Source organism: Vibrio sp. A37 (genome assembly GCF_059777565.1).
Genome location: NZ_JBLNLI010000006.1, coordinates 279,647 through 300,729, shown reverse-complemented (window position 1 = coordinate 300,729; position 21,083 = coordinate 279,647). Strand labels below are relative to the sequence as shown.

Here is a 21,083-nt window from a genome sequence, read left to right as displayed (position 1 = left end):
CGGTCTTTAAAGGTAATATAATGACAGCAATTAGACCTTTAATATATCGCTCTGTAGTGCTCGACAGAGAGCCACTAGCTTTTTCTACAGGCGATACATCTTCTTTTGGTCAACATGAGCAGCCAAGAATTTTTTGCGATTCTTGTACCATATTAGGAGTAAAAATTCCTAAGGTATTGTTTGCTATTGACGGCGGAGAGGATGCGACGACAGTGACTTCACCAACCGCAGCTTGTACTTTAACAGAGTTTCACCTTTGTGACCCAGATAGGACAGCAAACTTAAGCTTTACGATTCGCTGTCCAATGAATATGGAGTTACGTAAAGAGCTAGAAAAAGCCATTGATTCAGTTCGTTCAGGAGAGCAGGTCGATAGAACCATTAAATTTGGCAACTGGAACTCTAAACAGGAGCTAAAAAGTGATGGAGTATGGGCTCCAGCAATGCAGCCACCGTTTGGCCTTGAATTGATTCCAGCCAGTGATACTTTGTTTGAGCTTATTATTGGTGAAGCCAACTTTATGGGCGGATCGACGGACAATTATGAGTTAGCTCCTATTTCGGGATATAACTTTAGAATTGATCGTTCTAGCTTGAAAATACCGGCCTTTGATGTTGTCCATGCATCGAGCATGGAAAGAGGCCAGTATGCGTTAATCAACATTGACGAATTTGTGTTTCAATACGCTTTTTAGAGAGCGTTAAGTCAATAGGCCATGGTAAATCATCATGGCCCACTTTGTTCACCTACTAAACATTAAGTTTTGTCTAAATTATGGCTAATCGTGTTAACTGGCAACCCGGCTCTTTACTTACCGCAAATCATTTTGTGCAACAAGACAAAATGGCTCAACAAGCCGTTTCTGAAGCAACCTATTTGCCATTTAATGTTAGCTATGGAATTAGCCAACTGTATCTAGATCTGAACTTACTTAGTCTAGGTGAATTAAAAGTTAATCAGTGCCAAGTTTATTTTAAAGATAAGTACTTTGGCTTCTTTGACTCTTATACACATAATGTTTCTCTAGATCTTGAATCGATAGGGAAAGCTTCAATACCTGTCTATTTGAATCGAACAGAGTCTGCATTTTTAGAAGGCAAGATTGAAGCGTGCCGATCAGAGTACTTTTTATCTGACGAGTATCAACCTGAAGCGTTGAGCTCGGTGAAAATCATGCACCTGAATAACATCGATGGTGTGTGGCAAATCGGTTCTGAGTCTCCTCCTTTACTCTCTTGTGCATCTCACATTTTGGATCAAGTCGTGAATAGCACCAAGAAAGTGTATTCCTCGGTAAAGCATTTGCTCGATAGTGAAATTGTTGGCGAAAGCTTGATGGTTAACTTGATGTTAGCGCACAGAAATTTGCAACACATTCTTGCTGAAATTGACGCATGCCCACAACATGTGCACCCGTATAACTTATTCGAGGTGATGAGACAGTTATACCTACTTCTTGAGCTGGCTAAGTCTTCTGAGCAAGAAAGAAGCGAGGTGAGTTTATATTTGCATCAAGCTCCAATTGTTAGCTTCGAGCAGCTACTCAATAGCTTTTATCAGATTCTTAGCATTCCAGTTAAGAAAAACTTTGTGGAGATTATGCAGACTGGTGATAGCTTTATTGCTACCGATTTGCCAGTTGAGATCATTCAGGCGAAAGAGCACCTGTTGGTTATTCAAAAAACAGATTCAGAGCAGCCTCATTTGTCTCTCAGCCAAATCAAGCTTTCCAGTATTTCTCGAAATCAACATATCAATCAAATGTCTCTGTCTGGCGCAGCTCTAGAGGCACTGCCTGATACTGGTGTGCATCAGCTTTCTACGATTAGAGATGCCAAAGTATACAAAATCTTACCTGGGTTTGAGCTTGATGCGATTTTGAAAGAGAAGAACATGATGTTTGAAGCAAATGAAGCTAATCAAAACTACAAGTATTTGATTTATTATAGATAAGCTCGCTTATGATTGCGGAATGTTCAGACTTTATTAAGAAACACAAGAAACAACTGAGTGTGAAAGCAGCTCTAGCGATTGTGCAATCTTATCAAATTGAACCTAAGTTGGTTAAGTTTCGTCCGGTTTTTTCTCTGACGCCCGAGAACATCATCATTTCTCACTGTACGCACAACTATGCGCAGTTGACCTTGTATGTGAACATCTCGAAAGTTGCGACTTTTTACCATTTAAATGATTACTACTTTTATCTGCAATATAACGATGGCGAAGAGTTAAGTGAGATTTTGCGTTCTGGAATTTCGGTACTGCTTCACCATTATTTTTATGGCATTTATTATCAGTTAAATAATGTAAGTTGTTTTAACTACATTCATGATCTGATGGCGACCAAAGGCCCTACTGTTGCAATATTGCAGTGGCTACTGCAAAACAAATACTCACATTTAGATATCTCAACCAATATCGTAGAGTCTCAGCATTCGACTAGCTCAATAGAATATCAGTTAGATGAAAACTCAACCTTAGGTGGATGTTACCTGCATGGAGAAAAAATCCATACATGCAAGGTATTAGAGATTGTCATTTATCTACAAAATTACAATCAGACAGTGATTAATACTGTTGTTGAAGAAATTGAAAACGACCATGCAGTTAAGTCGTTTAAACAAATTACCCCGATAGTAGTGAAATATTTGGTGCCAGATAGTTTGACGTCATCGAGCTTGACGGAATCTAGCACATTACTGCTGTCTCCCGAATACGAAGTAAAGGTGTAATGATGGAAAAGAAAGAGTTAATACACTCAGTCGACGATGTTTATGAACATGCTGACAGACGCTACAAAGAGTCTCTTCGAATGACGGGAGAACTCGCGAGAAGAGCAGATGCGAAAATTGAAGAGTTATATCGTCGCTCAGATGCAAAAATTGATGTACTGCGCGATTCAATGTCTAAAGAGTTAAATAGAATTGTTCAGAACCAAGCTATTGGCTCAGGTGGCCGCTCTGGTGGGGAGCGCAAGGAGAATCAGTCGCAGATGATTAGTCAAATTAAACAGTCAGAATATAAACTTTCTAAGCAGTTAGCGAAGCAGAAGAAGCTTACTTGGATTCTATTTTTTGTGCTTGCTGGCATTAATATTTTGTCAGTTGGCTCGCTGTTTATGTTTTTAACTCGATATTTGTAAGCGTTGGGCAGAGTTTTCAACCAATGCTAAAGGTGACCTCAATGAAACGGTTAACTGTTCTAGCAGCGACTGCAATGTTGTTTTTATCGACCAGTGCGTTTGCTCATCATACGACTTCACCTCAGTACAGAGATTGGGTAACGCCTGAACCTGGACAATTTGACTATTACAAATTGTCTTTGGTGCTTCAGCCAGTCTACTGCTTAAAAAACAAGTCAAGCCCTGCATGTCGAACTTCAGTACTCAAAAACTCCCCTTTGCTGGCGTTAAGTGAATTCGTTCCGTCACGAGATCAGGAGAAAAGGTATAAATACCAATACTGCAGTAAAGATATTAGTGCTAAAGAGATGACGTTAGACCGTCAAGGTCAGTGGCAAAAATTGAAACCCGTTCCATCTCTGACGACTGCGACTAAACAGTCTCTCAATGATGTGATGCCTCAAACTAAGGTATATCAGCAAAGACATGCTTGGTTGAAGTGGGGGACGTGTAATAGCAGCACTTATGATGCTAATGGTTACTTCTCCAAAGCGGTGGCCTTAACGAAATATATCAACAACCCTGATGTATCTTCGTTTATTCAAGGGAACCGGAAAACGACGGTTACACTCACTCAGATGAGGAAGTTTTTTAACCGAGAGTTTAACACGTTAAATAAAATACAATTTCAATGTGTCAATGTAGGAAACCGCTCATTTCTTGAGTACGTTAATTTCTACGTTAACAAGAAAGTGGATTTGTCGGATTTAGATAGTTATCCGTTATTAACGCCGTTTGGAACTATGAGTGAGCCTCCTGAACAGGAATGCCCTGAAGTGTTTTATCTTTAAAAAAATCCCCTCACTTGAGGGGATTTTTAATGGAATACACCTTGAATATCTCAAGGTGCCTTTCGGTAAGCCCGCTTAGTCTATTTGCTGTTCGACTACTCTTTGAGCAACAATCTTCATACCATTTCGGCGAAATCTATCCTGTTGCTGAGAATTGATGATGATCGACTCACCAGCATTATAATCAAAACAGCGTAAAACTGGCCTGTGATCGCTTTCTTCGACTTGATGTGAGTTGAAAACTGCCAATGCACCGCGTTGAGTAAATCTAATTTTTGTTTGAGTGTCATCAAAGAAGCCTATATTGTCTAATGCGCCGACGTCAGGGCTATTACGGCTGGTTTTTAAATGGATCTTTCCATGCTTCATTTGTCTATAGGTATAATTTTGAAGTGGCTTAAATGTTATACCATTTTCTTCAAAGGCCTCGACCCAGCCATTTGATAGGGGATCATGTTCACTGATAAACCAAGCTTCCTCTCGAGCGATATTCCCATCTGTACCATTGGTAAGGTTGTCACGGAATCTTTCTAATTGAGGCCTGCGTATCTCGTTTCTTAAGCTGAGTCGAGCGTTTAAGTCTCCCATGAAAATGAGTGGAGCAGATTTCTCGAAACCAACTGAGTCTAGTAACGCGGTAATTTCTGTATCCCTAGAGTTTGTTCCTCCGCTACCACTATCATAAGAATCAAGGTGTGAGCCAATGACATCTAATCGGTACTTTCCTAATATTTTTAAAACGGCGTAGCATCCTCCTTTCCATGGAGCGCCAAAGGTGTCTCGACATGTTCCTGAATGGAAATTTTCTATCATATTTTTACGATAGATATCATCACGTACGAAGATATGAAGTGTAATTGAGTTGTTATGGTTACCAGAAAGACCTCGTAAGTTATGACCAACGATCTGTTGATAACCTAATTCATCTCTGCGAATCTTGCGAGTTCTTGAAGGGTTTATTCGTGCCTGAAGTGTATTAGGGCCTACGACACGATAGAGTATTGATTTTGCGATATCTTGAGATACATAATTCCCGGAGTTATTTTTTACAGACTCTTGTAGGCTGATCATCAGGATATGAGGGTTAGCACCCATTTCTGCTATCTCTTTTGCTAGAAACTTTATCGATTTGTCCGAAATCTTCGTACTGTCGGTATTCCAAGTTAATGCAGCGCAGCGCAAAGTGGTTCTTTTACTAGGCATAAAGTTATTTCCTTATTATATGTTTTTATTTGAGCGGCATGCCTATTATTTATCATTGGATTATATTACTCAAATTTGGAATATTTTAACTTATTGATTTTTAATATTTATACCTAGATTTCTTTTATTTATTCCCCAAAGCTATAGCTATTCTGGTATTTATAATCTCCTTAATAACAAAAATTAAAAAATTCACCGAGGTGGATAATTAGACGCATTTGCCAACTAGGTTTGTTTTAGATAAAGGATTGCTGAGTCAAATAAACTATCGTTGTTGGAAATACAGGATGCCGATAGAGGTGTATTTGATGAGGTGGACCTAGACGGGTTGGCTTCTTAAATCTGTTTCTTGTTGGAAGAGTACAGGGTATATCAACTCTTCCATTTACTTTATATTCTAAACAGGAGCATAACTTTAGCTTGACTAGCAGGACGTCCTTGTAGCCTTTTGCTCAGATTTCTGGTTAATCACGGGCAGGAGATACCCATCTCGTGCTTTCGTTCGTTCCTTTGTTTACATATCTAATTCTAGGATATGATGGCCTTTCAAAGCCTCGATCTTCTCTAAGGTTTAAATTAAAACTTCTAAACACAGGAAAGTGGTCGCTACCTTTAACGTCTACCATTGGTGAAGCAGGCTTAGGTTCAAATCTGTATATTTCGTTATTCGAATTAAATGCAAGGTCATCATAAAAACCAATATTGTCTAGTGCTCCGACATCTGGGCTAAACCTGCTCTTCTTTAGTTTCGTTTTGCCGTGTTTATCTTTTTGGTGGTATGTAAAATGATTTAAGGCATCAAAAATAATATGATGTGTGTTAAACGCAGAGACAATTCCTTTACTCACAGGGTCATACTGTTCAATCAATGATTCAGAACTTTTGCGCCCGCCTATTACCTCATCCTTTATTAGCTCTGCTGAATTATGGTTACTTCCATTGTTAAGGCGAAAGTTTAAATCCCCCATGAATACAATGGGAACATCTTGCCCTCCTATACGTTTTACCCTGGTACATAGCGCATTAATTTCTTTATTTCTTGGATCTGCACCTTCCTTATCGAATGACTCGAGGTGGCACCCAATAACGCCAAGCTTTATTTTATTTTGTATCTCAATAACAGCGTAGCAGCCTCCTTTACTAGACTTGCCGTGTCTGTAAGTTCCTGATCCAACGACTTTTACGTGAGAGAATAAATCCCGGCGGATAAATATTTCTAGGGTTATGAAATTGTGACGTATGGTTAAGCGTTTAAGGTTTGTTCCAGACAATCCCCTAACATACTCACTTGATTTAGTTTTATAACCTATACCTTTTTTGCTACTGCTAATTCTACTAGGGTCTATTTCTACTTCTTTAATAGTATGGTTGTTGTCAGGAATATATGATATTGATTTGACAACCCTTTTCGATAGGAAGCCCCCATTAATTCTTTGGTGTTTTGCTTCTTGTAAGCTTATCATTACAATGTGAGGAGAATTCCCTTCTAAAACGATTTTAGTTGCAAGTTGCTTTATAGTTTCTGTTGGCATAAAAAACATGCTTTGGCTGTCAGTATTCCAAGTTATTGCGGCACACCTCAGCGTGTTTGGATAATCAGATGAAGGCATATATAGTGACCTAGTTTGTGTTAATTATTATTTAGAATATTAACCATATGGTTAATATTATCAAACTAGGATTGTCCTAACCTGTTGATTTTTATTATTTATAACTAAAGTCTTTTGATTTATTCCAGTTTCACATAAAACTTTCATTGGAAATATAATGTTCAGTTAATAGTTTTGACTTGGTTAATTATACCGAGTTATGTAGATGGTATTAAATAAATAAGCGGATCTTATTTAATGAATGTATAAGTATATAAAGTAAAATTGGCCTAATATATATTAGGCCAATTTGAATAAACTTATTTAAAGCAATGAGCTCTAGCCATTCTGGGATAGCTAAGACTTTTTAGGAAAAACTTTAACCATTTTTATACGGTTTTCTTCCAAGTCGACAATTTCCATGCGGTGCTCCGCTATTTGCACACTGACATGACTTTCGGGAATGTCTTCTAGGTGTTCCAAAATTAAGCCATTGAGCGTTCTAGGACCATCTGTAGGTAATTTCCACTTCAAGCCTTTGTTGATGTCACGGATGTTTGCACTGCCTTCGATGAGGAAGCTGCCATCGCCCTGTGGGGTAATTTCATCAGAGAGGCTTGGCGCTATTGAAGTTGTAAACTCACCAACAATTTCTTCAAGAATATCTTCTAACGTAATAAGGCCGTTGATATCGCCATACTCGTCAACAATTAGGCCAATACGTTCTTTGTTTCGTTGGAATTTTAACAATTGAACATTGAGTGGTGTGCTTTCTGGAATAAAGTACACTTCGTCAGCGGCGCGTAGGAGTGTTTCTTTATTAAACTCATTCTTCTCGAGCATCAAGCGATAGGCTTCACGCAGCCGAAGCATGCCGACCACTTCATCGATTTGGTCGCGATATAGAACAGCTCGTCCGTGAGGGGAGTGGGTGAGTTGCCTAACAATAGACTTCCAGTCATCATTAATATCGATACCTGTGATTTCGTTTCGCGGCACCATAATATCGTTCACAGTGACATGTTCTAAATCCAAAATAGAAATCAGCATGTCTTGGTGACGTCTAGGAATGAGGCTACCGGCTTCGTTTACGACTGTTCTCAGTTCTTCTGAGCTTAAGTGATCGTCACCGCCATGTTTGACTTTAAGGCCAATGAGACGAATAAACCCATTGGTAATAAAGTTGATTAAGATAACAACGGGTGAAAGCAGCTTCATCAAGACAATAAGAAGCACACTACTGATATATGAAACACGTTCAGGGTAGAGTGCCGCGAGCGTTTTTGGTGTCACTTCAGCAAAAACCAGTACGACTAAGGTGAGTACACCTGTCGCTATCGCTACACCAATATCGCCATAAAGTCGCATCCCGAGAATGGTTGCAAGAGCGGACGCTAAGATATTAACAAGGTTGTTGCCGATTAGAATGAGGCCAATAAGGCGATCTGGCCGGCTGAGTAGTTTTTCTACGCGCTTTGCGCCTTTGTGGCCGCTATTAGCGAGGTGCCGAAGTCGATATCGATTTAACGACATCATACCTGTCTCAGAACCTGAAAAATAAGCTGAAATAACGATGAAACACGCGAGAAGCGCAAATAAGATACCCGTTGAGATGTCTTCCAAAGCTAGAGGTTTCCTTGTAATATCCTGCTTGAATACTTAGCTGTTTGTTACGCTACGCCTGATTGAGACATAGCGAATTTTCATTGTAAAAGAAAGTGCTGCTGAATGCACATAATCTCAAAAGATTAGGTCAGAATGATTTCCTTTACAAAACGACTGCCGAAATACGCTAGTGTTAATAAGGTTGCGCCAGCAACTGCAAACCAAGTCACTTTTCTTCCTCTCCACCCTCGCTGATAGTGTCCCCATAACAGAATGGAATAAATAATCCAAGCGACAAATGACAATATGCCTTTATGTGCTTTGCCTTGAGCGAACATATCCTCGACAAAGAAAAAACCAGTAATCAGTGTGCCAGTCAGTAACACATTACCAATGAGTATGATGTTGAAAAGCTGCCTTTCTACCATCATTAATGGAGGTAGGTTTGGGTTAATAGCAATCGTTTTTTTCGCTTTCAACTTATAGTCGAGCCAAGCTAACTGCAAAGCGTACAAGGCTCCGATAGTAAGAGTTGAATATGAAAATAATGCGAATGTTATATGAATGAGCAAGCGTGGGTCATGTTGCAAGTGCGTCATGAAAACGCTTGGAACAAATGCTGCTGCGGTTAAGTTTATTGCCGAGAAACTGTAGACGACAGGCAAAATAAACCACAGCTTGGTTCTTAGCATAGCAATACTCATGACCAGTGCAGTAATAAAGCTAATGAGAGAAGCGACATTGAGCATGCTTAGATTTTGGCCGGTATTATCAAAGATCAAATCACTAAGTAGCCAAGCATGGAATACAAGCGCTAAAGCAGCGCTGAAGAAAACAGTGCGAGTGCGGATACCGGTTTGATGCACTAAGCCAGGAACAATGGTTGCGATAGCCAATACATATAACAAAGCTGCAATGACAGCGATATAGTCGTCCATTTTTCTCGTTATTTTTAATAAACTTGGTTAAGAATTATACCTTGTAACACGCTGTTGAGCTACGCCATATGTTGATCCAAATCTAAGATATGTTAGTTCAACTTTATTGTTAAAGTATGACTATATCTATTGCTGAGGTATACTCCTACAAATTATCGCCTAATTCGCGAAGAGAGCTTATGTTTGAGAATTTAACGGATCGATTATCCAAAACGCTGAAGAACATCAGCGGTAAAGGTCGTCTGACCGAAGAGAATATTAAAGATACGCTACGTGAAGTGCGTATGGCTTTGCTAGAAGCAGACGTCGCTTTACCTGTCGTACGTGACTTTATCAAGCGAGTAAAAGAAAGAGCCGTTGGTGTTGAGGTTTCTAAATCTTTAACGCCGGGACAAGAGTTTATTAAGATCGTTCAAGCTGAGCTTGAAGCGGTGATGGGGGAGTCGAACGAAGAATTAGACTTAGCTGCTCAGCCACCTGCTGTCATCTTAATGGCCGGTTTACAAGGTGCAGGTAAAACTACCAGTGTCGGTAAGCTTTCTAAGCTACTTAAAGAAAGAGACAAAAAGAAAGTCTTGGTCGTTTCTGCCGACGTGTATCGCCCAGCTGCGATCAAGCAGCTAGAAACATTGGCAGCAGATTTGGAAGTGGACTTTTTCCCATCTTCAGCTGATCAAAAGCCAATTGATATCGCCAATGCTGCTATCGATCATGCCAAGAAACAGTTTTTCGATGTACTGATTGTCGATACCGCAGGTCGCCTTGCGATTGATGAAGAGATGATGTCTGAAATTAAAGACTTACACTCGGCTATCGATCCAGTAGAAACACTGTTTGTTGTCGATGCGATGACGGGTCAAGATGCGGCGAATACTGCAAAAGCTTTCGGCGACGCTCTCCCACTTACTGGTGTGGTCTTAACGAAAGTTGATGGTGATGCTCGCGGCGGTGCTGCGTTATCTGTACGTCATATTACGGGTAAACCAATCAAATTCTTAGGTGTTGGTGAAAAAACCGATGCGTTAGAAGCGTTCCACCCAGATCGTGTTGCTTCACGTATTCTCGGCATGGGTGATGTGCTTTCTCTGATTGAAGATCTACAAAAGAATGTAGATACAGAGAAAGCCGAAAAAATGGCGAAGAAGTTTAAGGAAAAGAAAGGTTTCGACCTTGAAGATTTCCGCGAACAGCTTGGCCAAATGCAGAACATGGGCGGCATGATGGGGATGTTGGATAAACTCCCGGGAATGAGCAACTTACCTGGCAATGTCAAAGATAATGTTGACGACAAAGCTTTCAAACAGATGGAAGCGATCATCAACTCTATGACAATGAAAGAGCGTAAGCGCCCAGAGCTCATTAAAGGTTCACGTAAGAAGAGGATTGCGGCGGGTTCAGGTACGCAAGTTCAAGATGTAAACCGCTTACTTAAGCAGTTCACCCAGATGCAGAAAATGATGAAGAAGATGCAGAAAGGTGGCATGCGCAACATGATGAGAAATATGCAAGGCATGATGGGCGGTGGTGGCCCTGGCGGCATGGGTGGAATGGGCGGTGGCGGTGGATTTAATCCATTTGGCCGTTAATCGCTGATTTTCACTAGATTCTAGTCATTTGTTATTTTTCATTCTGTTAGCGTCGTTTTGGCAAATCGAGTGGAAATACAATGGCTAAAAAGTAGCTAAAAACCTTGCAATGCCCCGGAATAAGAGTAAAATTCCGGGGCTTTATTTTGGCACGAGACCCCAAGCTGTTTTTTTGGATGGCTTCTGGGGTTAATTTTATTTTTGAGAAAGCAAAGAGGACGACATGGTAACCATTCGTTTGGCACGTCATGGCGCTAAAAAGCGTCCATTTTATCAAATCGTAGTAGCGGACAGCCGTAACGCGGCAACTGGCCGTTTCATCGAGAAAGTAGGTTTCTTTAACCCTACTGCTACTGGTCAAGAAGAAGGTCTACGTCTAGACCTAGATCGTGTAAACCACTGGGTTGGTTTAGGCGCATCTCTTTCTGACCGCGTTGCTAAGCTAGTTAAAGACGCTCAAAAAGCGGCTTAATTCTAGATAGTAATTTAGCAATGTCGATGGAAGGTAAAGACGCGATGAGTAAGCAAAACGACAAGATTGTGATGGGTAAATTTGGTTCTACCTATGGCATTCGTGGCTGGCTCAAAGTTTTTTCCTTTACAGACAATGCTGAGAGCATTTTTGATTACAGCCCTTGGTTTATTAACCAAAAAGGCAATTGGGTTGAGTACAAAGTAGAAAGTTGGAAGCGCCATAACAAAGGTATGGTGGTAAAACTGGAAGGTCTGGAAGTACGCGAAGAAGCGCACTTACTGACTAACTTTGAAATTGCAGTAGACCCAGCATCATTACCGGAATTGTCAGAAGATGAATTCTACTGGCGTGAGTTATTTGGTATGCAAGTCGTTACCACTAAGGGATATAACCTTGGTGAGGTCACTGACCTATTAGAGACTGGCTCCAACGACGTTTTGGTGGTGAAGGCAAACTTGAAAGATGCTTTTGGCCAAAAGGAACGATTGATTCCGTTCCTTGAAGAGCAAGTGATCAAGAAAGTTGATCGCACAGCTCAACGGATCGAAGTTGACTGGGATCCTGGATTTTAACTCCCCGTAGGAGCGAGAAAACGATGTGGATCGGCGTAATTAGCCTTTTTCCTGAAATGTTTCGTTCGATTACGGACTATGGAGTCACAGGTCAAGCGGTTAAAAAAGGTCTTTTGTCGGTAGAGACTTGGAATCCTAGAGATTTCACTCACGACAAACATCGAACTGTCGATGATAGACCTTACGGTGGTGGCCCTGGCATGTTAATGATGGTTCAGCCTTTACGCGACGCTATCCATGCAGCCAAGGATAAAGCACCGGGAAAGACGAAGGTTGTTTACCTTTCTCCTCAAGGTCGTAAACTCGACCAACAAGGAGTCGAAGAGCTGGCAAACAATGAGAACTTGCTTCTTATTTGTGGCCGCTACGAAGGGGTAGATGAGCGTATCATACAGTCTGAAGTTGACGAAGAATGGTCAATTGGAGACTTTGTGATGACAGGGGGAGAAATCCCTGCCATGACGTTAATCGACACAGTATCACGGTTTGTTCCGGGCGTACTTGGTGATATGGCGTCAGCAGAAGAAGACTCTTTTGCTAATGGCTTATTAGACTGTCCTCACTATACGCGTCCTGATGTGTTAGATGGATTGGAAGTACCCAGCGTACTGAAGTCAGGAAACCACAAGGACATTCGTCACTGGCGATTAAAGCAATCGCTGGGCCGAACTTGGCTAAGAAGACCAGAGCTCCTGGAAAACCTAGCTCTGACTGACGAACAGGAACTATTACTTGCTGAGTTCATTAAAGAACATAACGCAAAGTAACCTAATTTATTTGAGTATCAGTTTATTCTAGGAATTTAGAAAATGAGTAACATCATCAAAGCTCTTGAAGAAGAGCAAATGAAACAAGACCTACCAAAATTTGCACCAGGTGACACTGTTGCTGTGCAAGTTAAGGTAAAAGAAGGTGACCGTGAGCGTCTACAGGCTTTTGAAGGCGTTGTAATCGCTGTACGTAACCGTGGCCTACACTCTGCATTTACCGTTCGTAAGATCTCTAACGGTGAAGGTGTTGAGCGTACGTTCCAAACTCACTCTCCAATGGTTGATAGCATTGAAGTTAAACGCCGTGGTGCAGTACGTCGTGCCAAGCTGTACTACCTACGTGAGCGTTCTGGTAAGTCTGCTCGTATTAAAGAGAAGCTTGCTAAGAAGTAATGCTATTACTAGCGTTCTCATAAAAACAAACGGAGCCAATCGGCTCCGTTTGTTTTATCTGGTAACTAACTTTTTGAGTAGAGTAATGAGTATCAATACTGCTCTTCTGACCACCCGTCTGCATCAGACATATCTGGCGCACCAGGAATAGAGTTTTCTTCATCAGCCCATTCACCAAAGTCGATTAATTGGCATTTTTTGCTACAAAAAGGTCGAAAAGGGCTGTCTTCACCCCAAACTACTTCAGTAGAGCATTGCGGGCATTTTACTATTGTTAACTTGCTATTCATGATGTATTCGAATCAGAAAATAATGCCAGAGTATATCAGAGGTGCTATGGAAATCGAATTTTACCTTATACCGGCCCCAATCACTTTCTGTACACTTAATCACTGCTGCTGGTATTAGCTACACACGGCCAGTTCAAAATGAATATCTTGCGTACAAGCTTGGCCAGAGTGGAATTCGATGAATTTGATAGCAAAGCGATTTTTATGTCCAGATATCATTGGATATACACCGTAATTGAGAGGAATATTTAGACGTAAAATATTGGCCTCTTCGGCATCACTTTGGTAGAAGCCCGCAGCCGCCACTTGCTCCTCAAACCGCCCAGTCTCCCGTGCCAATTTCAACCACAGTTTTAGTGCATTGGACAGTGGTAACAAGGTACCGACCCAACCGGAGGTGTCTTGATTTATTTTATCCTTGGGAAGGTGCAGCCAATGGTGAAGAGCTGGCAAATCAAAACAGCAGGCGCCACCAGGTAGGTTAAACCTTTGGCGAATGGTGCTAAGGAAGCGATCCTCTTTTAGTGATTGACCAAAGCGCTCCGCGGACATTAGTTCACTATGTACAGTGGCTACTTCGTCTAAAATTCTTCGCAACATCTCCTGATCGACGCCGTCAACGTCTAACCAGCTTTTATAGGTTATACGTTGCTTTTCAATGTCTTTGGCTAGCTCTGTTTTGAGCTGAATTTGCTCGAAAATTTCTAATAAATCAAATAGTGACCGAAAAAATAATAGATGTTGTAGCTCGTCTTTAAACTGAGAAGAGGTGTCTAATTGGCTAAGAAGAGCTTCCACTCGCAGGTAGATACGAGTTTTTTCGTTTAATGGATGTTCGAAATAGTGCGTGCTCATCTAATCAGCCTTTCGTTCCTTAAATCTTATTCTCACCGATTTTCCTCGCAAATTGCTAGATACTTTTGATGTAATTCTGTGATTTGAGGCAAAAGTTTATCTATATCTGTACTATTTATAACCACATCATCCGCATTCTTTAATCTATTTGCTCTATCCACTTGTGCTGCCAAAATGGTTTCAGCTTGAGTGCGAGATACTTTATCTCTATCCATTGTTCGCTTAATCTGTATTTCCTTATCAGTATCAACTACTAAGATACGACTTACCATTGATTGCAAATTATTCTCAATCAGTAGCGGTGCAACCATTAATACATAGGTTGACTTAGCTTGATGTAAATTTGTTAACATCCTCTGATGAATCATAGGATGCAACAGGTTGTTTAGCCATTCTTTGTCGCTTGAGTTCGAGAAAACCCTTTCTCGCAGTGCCTTGCGGTTTAAGCTACCATCAGCCATCAATATTTCAGAGCCAAACTTTTCCGCGATGGCTTTTAAGCCTTCGGTGCCACGCTCAACAACCTCACGTGCAACAATATCAGCATCTACGATATCAATGTTGTAGAGTTCATTGAATAAGTTGGCGACTGTGGTTTTTCCGCTGGCGATACCGCCTGTTAATCCTACTACGAAGGTCATTTTGTCACCCTAAAACGAAACCGAAATACCAACGAACAATATGTTCTCCCCAGATGATGCTAATCCAGCCTGCGATGGACAGATATGGCCCAAATGGAAAAGCGTTATTTTTACCTTTGCTTTGTAGTCGAATTTGTATAAGTCCGAAAATTAATCCAACTAATGAAGAGAGCAGAATTACCATCGGAAGATATTGCCAGCCGAGCCAAGCCCCTAATGCTGCGAGAAGCTTAAAGTCCCCATAGCCCATGCCTTCTTTACCAGTTAGCAGCTTAAATCCCCAATACAGCAGCCATAGCGATAAATAACCGGCAATAGCTCCTAATACTGAGTCATAAAGAGATACGGGGCTAATTTGGAATAATGCCAAGCTAATGCCTAGCCACATGAGTGGTAGCGTAATTTGATCTGGTAGGAGTAATGTATCGAAGTCGATAAAAGTGGCAGCGATTAGAGCAAACGTAAGTAATATGACCGCGATGGCGTAATAGCTGAAGCCAAAATGCGATGCGACTGCGTAGCTAAGCGCCGCAGATAAAAGCTCAATAAATGGATATCGAACACTGATAGGCTCTTTACAGTGGTGGCATTTACCTCTTAACCATAGCCAACTTAGTACAGGTATATTGTCAATAATACGTATCTGAGTATGACACTTAGGGCAAGATGAACGAGGCGAACTTAATGAGATTGGCTTTTTTACTGGTTCTATCTTGTATTCAGGAAAAGACTCTGCGCATTCCTCGCGCCACTCTTGTTCCATCATCTGAGGTAGCCGAACAATAACGACGTTTAAAAAGCTACCAATAATGAGCCCCAAAACGGTAGCAAAGGCTGTAAAAATCCAAGGATAGTAATAAATGGCGTCCATACAGAGAACTCTATTGTCCCATAACCAGAGTATAGTGAAGGCACTATACTAGCCCAATACACTAGTTAAGTTAAAGATAGGTAAATACATTGCGATAACTAAACCACCTATTAGTATACCTAATAACAGAATAAGTATCGGTTCCAATAATGTGCTTAACCTATTGATGCTATTGCTCGCTTCTGCATCGTATATGTTGGCGAGCTTTTCAAGCATTTCATCAAGTTTGCCTGATTGCTCTCCTATCATAACCATTTGCACCATTAGCTCTGGAAAAGCTTTCTCATTGCTTAGTGCTTGATGAATAGGCATACCAAGTCGGATATTTCGCTGAGCTCGCTCAACAGCTTTTTGCAAGTATAGGTTGTTGATGGTGGAGGTTGAGATTGTGAGATTGGCTAATAGGGGAAGCCCACTTCTATAGTTGGTCGATAAAGTGCGTCCGAACCTTGAAAGAGCATTTTTTATCAGAATTTGACCCATTACAGGGGAGCGCAAAATCCAGCGGCTCACTTTTAACTGCAAAAACTCTGAACGTTTTTTTGCTGCGGTGAGTAAAATCATTAGACCAGATAGCAATACCAAGATAATGATTCCGTCAGACTGTACTACCTTGGAAAGCTGAATTACCTTTTGAGTGAACCACGGCAGTTCAGTATTCATGCTATTAAAGATGAGCTCAAACTCTGGGATTACCATGGTTAGCATGATGTAGCTTACGGCAAAAATGGAGCAGATCATAATAAGTGGGTAAAGCATCGCTTGCTGAATTTGTCCTTTTAATTGCTCAATATTTTCTCGGTTTTCAGCAAGTTTTTGCAAAGTGCTTTCCAAATTTCCAGACTCTTCGCCAGCTCTTATTAGTGACAAATACAGTTGATCAAAATGGTGAGGGTGAACGGATAGTGCTTGTGTGAAGGTTTCCCCTGATTCAATTTGCGATCTCAACAAGTAAGCTAACGATCTTAACTCTTCTTTTGTCGATTGATTTGCTACCAATTTTAAGCAGCTAATAATGGGAAGTCCTGCCGATAGAAGGGTTGCGAGTTGCCGAGTAAATAGGGTGATATCTTTACTGGTGAGGGCGTGTTTTTTACGGTCAACAAAAGATATTCGACCACACTTCATATCACGCAGTCGTATTTTTTCTTCAAGTAGTATCGAGCGAACTTCAGTTGCAGACAAAGACATTATCACTCCTGATATCGCTTTTCCTTCTCTATCAAGCCCTGTCCAGTAGTAACGTTTTAGCATATAGGATTAAGTGAATGTTTATATACTAAGCACTCGCTTTATTTCATGATAACTGGTTATTCCCATATAGAAGGCTTCAACTGCCGACTGGTATAGAGATTGTATATTTTGTTCTTGTCTATACTGTTCTATCTGCTGAGAAGAGGCGCCGTTCAATATCATGTCAGTGAGCTTGTCGCTCATTGATATGACTTCAAAAATCGCTAATCGCCCCAAATAGCCTTTATTGCAATGTTTGCACCCCGAACTATTGGCTTCATATAAGGTGACGTCATTAACATCTGATTTTAGTGGTATGTGCGTTGCATCTTGTAGAGGTAGCTTACATGCCGGGCATAATTTTCTGACTAACCGCTGGGCAACAATAAGAGAGACTGAAGAGGCGAGATTGTACGCTTCAACTCCCATACTTAAAAGCCGGGTAAGAGATTCAGCGGCTGAGTTTGTGTGTAGCGTCGATAAAACTAAGTGTCCAGTTTGAGCAGCCTTCACCGTCATTCGCGCAGTTTCGCTGTCTCGAATTTCACCTATCATAATGATATCAGGGTCTTGTCGAAGGAAGGCGCGGAGAGCTTGGCTAAAAGTGAAATCAATCTTGTGCTTAACCTGAACTTGGTTGATTCCTGAAATGGTGATTTCAATGGGATCTTCGGCGCTGGCAATATTGACTTCTGGTTTGTTCAAGTATTGCAAGGCAGCGTAGAGAGAAATGGTTTTTCCACTTCCTGTTGGCCCTGTAATTAGGATAAGACCTTGCGATTTTTTTAATGTGTTTAGGAATAGGGCTTGTTGGTTTTTACTCATACCAAGTTGCTCAACTTTTAGGTTTTCTTTGCTGCTCTTAAGTATTCTCAGTACGAGCTTTTCTCCCCACTGAGTGGGTAACGTTGAGACACGTAGGTCGACTTGACGGGTACTTTCCTCTCGAAATTGAACTCTGCCATCTTGGGGTCTTCTTTGCTCTGAAATATCAAGCTCAGCGAGTACTTTTATATGCGCGATGAGCTTTTTGTAAGAAGGTAAACTAGGTCTTTGATACTCAGCCAATATTCCATCACAACGAAAGCGTATTCGAGAGAAGTGCTCATAGGGTTCAATATGAATATCTGAAGTTTTGGCTCTAAGTGCGTCTAGTATTGTTTTTTTAAACATCTCATCTGAAGGGGAGTTATCAGCTTCATTGATGAAGAATGCTGTCGAAGGCCCAGATATGGAACTCTTAATGTGACTATTATTGGCTGAATATATAGAAGGATTATCTTTCACGTTTATAGGCACCCAGTGACTAAGTTTGCTGCTTCCCCTGATGCTGCGCAACTCCAGCCAGTACTATCTGAACGTGTTAAGGTAATCGCACTATTTTCGTATTTACTGAAAGTGAAGACCAGTTTTGAGCTAGCGACTGAAATAGTGCCTAGTGCACTGGAGTCTGATGATATACCTAGATCTGCTAAGTCCGTTGAGTCACCGATTTCTCCCACCTCTTGATAGTAAATTTCTGCGGGGGCAATTAAGGCACTCATTGTCGCTACTGCGGCGGCTACTTCGCTTTTCTTTACATAGTCTTTGTATGCCGGAAGTGCGATTGATGAAAGGATGCCGATTATTGCTACGACGATCATTAATTCTATTAGGGTGAAACCTTGCTGGGACTTAAACAGTGGATTGTACATTTCGCTTTCTAAATTCGATTTAGGACTGACGAAAGCTTAAATTTTTATCATTGGATAAGTGGAGAGAAACCCAGTAATTTTAAGAGGCAAGTCTGGTAGGCTAATACTTAATTTTAATGCCATTACAGTTTATTTCGACAGCCTTTAGGTATTACGTCGAGAAAGGCACCCAAATAAGCAACTTGAGCTTACTTGGGTGAAAGAGGGCTATTTCAAACGCATTGACAAATCCATTGCTCGTACATGTTTAGTGAGTGCGCCAACCGAAATGTAATCTACGCCAGTCAGTGCATACTCTCGGATTGTGTCTAGCGTGATATTGCCTGAATTTTCCAGTGCTGATCTGCCTGCGTTGATTTTTACCGCTTCTTTCATCATCTCTAGGGTAAAGTTGTCTAGCATGATGATATCTGCGCCAGCGTCGATGGCTTGTTTTAGTTCCTCTAACGTTTCTGTCTCAACTTCAACTGGCTTACCAGGGTTGAGCTCTTTTGCTGTTTGAATTGCTTTTTCTACTCCGCCACAAGCGATGATGTGATTTTCTTTGATTAGATACGCATCAAATACGCCAATACGGTGGTTGAAGCCACCACCACACGCTACGGCATATTTTAGTGCACTGCGCAGGCCAGGAATGGTTTTGCGAGTATCCAATAACCGGCAGTCAGTGTCTTCCAGCTTTTCAGCATAAGTCGCCGTTAGAGAAGCACAGCCCGACAGGGTTTGGATGAAGTTCATCGCATTGCGCTCGCCAGTAAGCAGTGCTCTTGATGGGCCTTTAAGTTTACATAGCGTTTGGTTTGGCTCTACCTTGTCGCCATCTTCTACCTGCCACTCAATAGTGACTTCACCACCTAGCTGCTTAAACACTTCATCAGCCCAACCTTTGCCACAAAATACGCCATGTTCACGAGTGATGATCGTTGCTTCATTGACGCTATCAGCAGGGATTAAACTTGCGGTGATGTCAGCAGATGGATTCAATGTTCCACCTAGGTCTTCTTTCAGTGCATCAGAGACAGAGCGAGAGATTTCTAATGGCAGTTGCTGCTTTAAGTATTCTAGGCGTTCGGCGCTGTTGTGTGGGTTTTTCATCGCAAGTTAGCTGGTTTAGTTGAAATTGTGCTGCGAATCATACGCCAATGAACTTTACCTGTAAAATTCGCTTTTGTCGTAGAAGAGGTTAATATCATTAAGTGTTTGGAAATAATAGTGTTCATATATGATCGATCAGGACGGATGGCTTAAAGATGCCAAAAAGGTACCTTCTCCTCACTTCGATAAACGTCAGGATATAGCAGACGTTTCACTGCTTGTGATTCACAATATTAACCTTCCGCCCGGCCAGTTCAGTGGCGACTATATAGAGCAGTTTTTTACCGGCAAGCTCGATACAAATGAACATCCTTATTTTGCTTTTATTCATGAAATGAAAGTGTCTGCGCACTGTCTAATTCGACGCAATGGTGAAGTGGTGCAGTTTGTTTCTTTTATGGATAGAGCATGGCATGCAGGACAGTCGAGCTTTGCAGGAAGAGATAAGTGCAATGACTATTCGATTGGAATTGAGCTAGAAGGAAGTGATTTCGTTGCCTATACCGAAGAGCAATATCAGTCGCTTGCTGAGTTGAGTCAAAAAATTATGCAGCGTTATCCTGATATCACTCCACCTCGTATTGCGGGACATCAATACATTGCCCCAAGCCGTAAGTCAGACCCGGGGCTGGTGTTTGATTGGCAGAAGTATCGAGAATTACTAGCTAGAAGCTAGAAGCTAGAAGCTAGAAGCTAGAAGCTAGAAGCCAGAGCTTAAAGCGTGTCGTTGTACTCTGTTAGAACTTGAGTGCACCACGTTTCGATACGCTCATCGCTAAGTTCGTATTGCGAATCTTCATCGAGAGCTAAGCCAACGAAATGGCTTTTGTCTTCGGTAAGAGCCTTCGAGTCGTCAAATTCATAGCCTTGATTTGGCCAGTAACCGATTGGCTTCGCGCCAACTTTCACTAGCTCATCATGCAAAAGGCCCATAGCATCAAGATACCACTCTCCGTAGCCTTCTTGGTCACCTAAACCAAACAACGCAACAACTTTACCCGACAAATCAACCTTGCTAATGGTATCCCAGATCTCATTCCAGTCTTCTTGGATTTCACCAAAGTCCCATGTTGATATACCAACCAACAGCAAATCATAGTCGTTCATTAATGCAAGAGGCGTTTCTTTTACATTGTGTAGCTCCACCAAGTCTTCACCAATGAAAGCGCGAATTTTCTCAGCAGTCATTTCTGTGTAGCAAGTGGTTGAACCATAAAATAGGCCAATTTTCATTGTGGTTATCGCGTATGTAAAATTGTAGGAGGGGCATATTCTAACGACTATTGTTAATAGATGCAGC

General features: G+C 41.3%; 24 protein-coding genes. 11 read left to right on the top strand and 13 right to left on the bottom strand.

Going from position 1 to position 21,083, the window contains the following annotated elements; translation table 11 throughout:
• Positions 1-20 precede the first annotated feature (20 nt).
• The 5 genes from iglC (at position 21) to ACM2FC_RS13150 (ending at position 3,973) form a co-directional block, all read left to right on the top strand.
• On the top strand, positions 21-695 hold the full coding sequence (iglC, locus tag ACM2FC_RS13170) for a type VI secretion system tube protein IglC (RefSeq protein ID WP_498481388.1): 675 nt from the start codon (positions 21-23) through the stop codon (positions 693-695).
• A gap of 80 nt (positions 696-775) precedes the next feature.
• The gene (gene tssK / locus ACM2FC_RS13165) at positions 776-1,954 is read left to right on the top strand and encodes a type VI secretion system baseplate subunit TssK (protein ID WP_498481387.1); all 1,179 of its coding nucleotides are present in this window, start codon (positions 776-778) and stop codon (positions 1,952-1,954) included.
• Between the two features lie 8 nt (positions 1,955-1,962).
• A complete protein-coding gene (gene iglJ / locus ACM2FC_RS13160) occupies positions 1,963-2,733 on the top strand; it encodes a type VI secretion system baseplate protein IglJ (RefSeq protein WP_498481386.1) in 771 nt (256 codons plus the stop codon).
• Between the two features lie 2 nt (positions 2,734-2,735).
• The gene (locus ACM2FC_RS13155) at positions 2,736-3,143 is read left to right on the top strand and encodes a hypothetical protein (protein WP_498481385.1); all 408 of its coding nucleotides are present in this window, start codon (positions 2,736-2,738) and stop codon (positions 3,141-3,143) included.
• 41 nt (positions 3,144-3,184) lie between these two features.
• Positions 3,185-3,973 (top strand): ribonuclease T2 family protein, encoded by a 789-nt coding sequence (locus ACM2FC_RS13150; RefSeq protein WP_498481384.1) that lies wholly within the window; start codon positions 3,185-3,187, stop codon positions 3,971-3,973.
• A 75-nt stretch (positions 3,974-4,048) separates the two neighbouring features.
• Here the strand turns inward: ACM2FC_RS13150 and ACM2FC_RS13145 are convergent, their stop codons facing one another.
• From ACM2FC_RS13145 to ACM2FC_RS13130, 4 genes are all read right to left on the bottom strand, one after another.
• Positions 4,049-5,176: an exonuclease/endonuclease/phosphatase family protein gene (locus ACM2FC_RS13145; RefSeq protein WP_498481383.1), complete on the bottom strand. Its 1,128-nt coding sequence runs from the start codon at positions 5,174-5,176 to the stop codon at positions 4,049-4,051.
• A gap of 464 nt (positions 5,177-5,640) precedes the next feature.
• Positions 5,641-6,786: a hypothetical protein gene (locus ACM2FC_RS13140; protein WP_498481382.1), complete on the bottom strand. Its 1,146-nt coding sequence runs from the start codon at positions 6,784-6,786 to the stop codon at positions 5,641-5,643.
• 336 nt (positions 6,787-7,122) lie between these two features.
• Positions 7,123-8,388: an HlyC/CorC family transporter gene (locus ACM2FC_RS13135; protein WP_498481381.1), complete on the bottom strand. Its 1,266-nt coding sequence runs from the start codon at positions 8,386-8,388 to the stop codon at positions 7,123-7,125.
• 125 nt (positions 8,389-8,513) lie between these two features.
• A complete protein-coding gene (locus tag ACM2FC_RS13130; protein WP_498481380.1) occupies positions 8,514-9,308 on the bottom strand; it encodes a cytochrome C assembly family protein in 795 nt (264 codons plus the stop codon).
• A gap of 179 nt (positions 9,309-9,487) precedes the next feature.
• Here ACM2FC_RS13130 and ffh point away from each other — a divergent pair, with 179 nt between their 5' ends.
• The 5 genes from ffh to rplS all read left to right on the top strand — a co-directional run bounded on the left by ffh (position 9,488) and on the right by rplS (position 13,104).
• Complete coding sequence (ffh, locus tag ACM2FC_RS13125; protein ID WP_498481379.1) at positions 9,488-10,894, top strand: signal recognition particle protein; 1,407 nt, start codon at positions 9,488-9,490, stop codon at positions 10,892-10,894.
• Positions 10,895-11,117: 223 nt separating this feature from the next.
• Entirely contained in the window at positions 11,118-11,366 is a 249-nt protein-coding gene (gene rpsP, locus ACM2FC_RS13120) for a 30S ribosomal protein S16 (protein WP_498481378.1), read from the top strand.
• A gap of 20 nt (positions 11,367-11,386) precedes the next feature.
• A complete protein-coding gene (rimM, locus tag ACM2FC_RS13115; protein ID WP_498481377.1) occupies positions 11,387-11,941 on the top strand; it encodes a ribosome maturation factor RimM in 555 nt (184 codons plus the stop codon).
• Positions 11,942-11,964: 23 nt separating this feature from the next.
• Positions 11,965-12,708: a tRNA (guanosine(37)-N1)-methyltransferase TrmD gene (gene trmD / locus ACM2FC_RS13110; protein WP_498481375.1), complete on the top strand. Its 744-nt coding sequence runs from the start codon at positions 11,965-11,967 to the stop codon at positions 12,706-12,708.
• Positions 12,709-12,750: 42 nt separating this feature from the next.
• Positions 12,751-13,104, top strand: coding sequence for a 50S ribosomal protein L19 (rplS, locus tag ACM2FC_RS13105; RefSeq protein WP_237360921.1), 354 nt, complete (start codon positions 12,751-12,753; stop codon positions 13,102-13,104).
• Between the two features lie 92 nt (positions 13,105-13,196).
• On the opposite strand, the gene yacG is transcribed toward rplS, so the two are convergent.
• The 8 genes from yacG to nadC form a co-directional block, all read right to left on the bottom strand.
• The gene (yacG, locus tag ACM2FC_RS13100) at positions 13,197-13,394 is read right to left on the bottom strand and encodes a DNA gyrase inhibitor YacG (RefSeq protein WP_498481374.1); all 198 of its coding nucleotides are present in this window, start codon (positions 13,392-13,394) and stop codon (positions 13,197-13,199) included.
• A 114-nt stretch (positions 13,395-13,508) separates the two neighbouring features.
• Complete coding sequence (gene zapD / locus ACM2FC_RS13095; protein ID WP_498481373.1) at positions 13,509-14,249, bottom strand: cell division protein ZapD; 741 nt, start codon at positions 14,247-14,249, stop codon at positions 13,509-13,511.
• Between the two features lie 32 nt (positions 14,250-14,281).
• On the bottom strand, positions 14,282-14,890 hold the full coding sequence (gene coaE, locus ACM2FC_RS13090; protein WP_498481372.1) for a dephospho-CoA kinase: 609 nt from the start codon (positions 14,888-14,890) through the stop codon (positions 14,282-14,284).
• Between the two features lie 4 nt (positions 14,891-14,894).
• Complete coding sequence (locus tag ACM2FC_RS13085) at positions 14,895-15,761, bottom strand: prepilin peptidase (RefSeq protein ID WP_498481371.1); 867 nt, start codon at positions 15,759-15,761, stop codon at positions 14,895-14,897.
• Positions 15,762-15,809: 48 nt separating this feature from the next.
• The gene (locus ACM2FC_RS13080; protein WP_498481370.1) at positions 15,810-16,952 is read right to left on the bottom strand and encodes a type II secretion system F family protein; all 1,143 of its coding nucleotides are present in this window, start codon (positions 16,950-16,952) and stop codon (positions 15,810-15,812) included.
• A gap of 81 nt (positions 16,953-17,033) precedes the next feature.
• Complete coding sequence (locus ACM2FC_RS13075) at positions 17,034-18,281, bottom strand: GspE/PulE family protein (RefSeq protein ID WP_498481369.1); 1,248 nt, start codon at positions 18,279-18,281, stop codon at positions 17,034-17,036.
• A gap of 2 nt (positions 18,282-18,283) precedes the next feature.
• On the bottom strand, positions 18,284-18,688 hold the full coding sequence (locus ACM2FC_RS13070; RefSeq protein ID WP_498481368.1) for a pilin: 405 nt from the start codon (positions 18,686-18,688) through the stop codon (positions 18,284-18,286).
• Positions 18,689-18,895: 207 nt separating this feature from the next.
• Positions 18,896-19,783: a carboxylating nicotinate-nucleotide diphosphorylase gene (gene nadC, locus ACM2FC_RS13065; protein WP_498481367.1), complete on the bottom strand. Its 888-nt coding sequence runs from the start codon at positions 19,781-19,783 to the stop codon at positions 18,896-18,898.
• 127 nt (positions 19,784-19,910) lie between these two features.
• On the opposite strand from nadC, the gene ampD reads away from it, so the two are divergent.
• A complete protein-coding gene (gene ampD / locus ACM2FC_RS13060; RefSeq protein ID WP_498481366.1) occupies positions 19,911-20,459 on the top strand; it encodes a 1,6-anhydro-N-acetylmuramyl-L-alanine amidase AmpD in 549 nt (182 codons plus the stop codon).
• Positions 20,460-20,497: 38 nt separating this feature from the next.
• Here the strand turns inward: ampD and fldB are convergent, their stop codons facing one another.
• On the bottom strand, positions 20,498-21,016 hold the full coding sequence (gene fldB / locus ACM2FC_RS13055) for a flavodoxin FldB (protein ID WP_498481365.1): 519 nt from the start codon (positions 21,014-21,016) through the stop codon (positions 20,498-20,500).
• Positions 21,017-21,083: the final 67 nt, after the last annotated feature.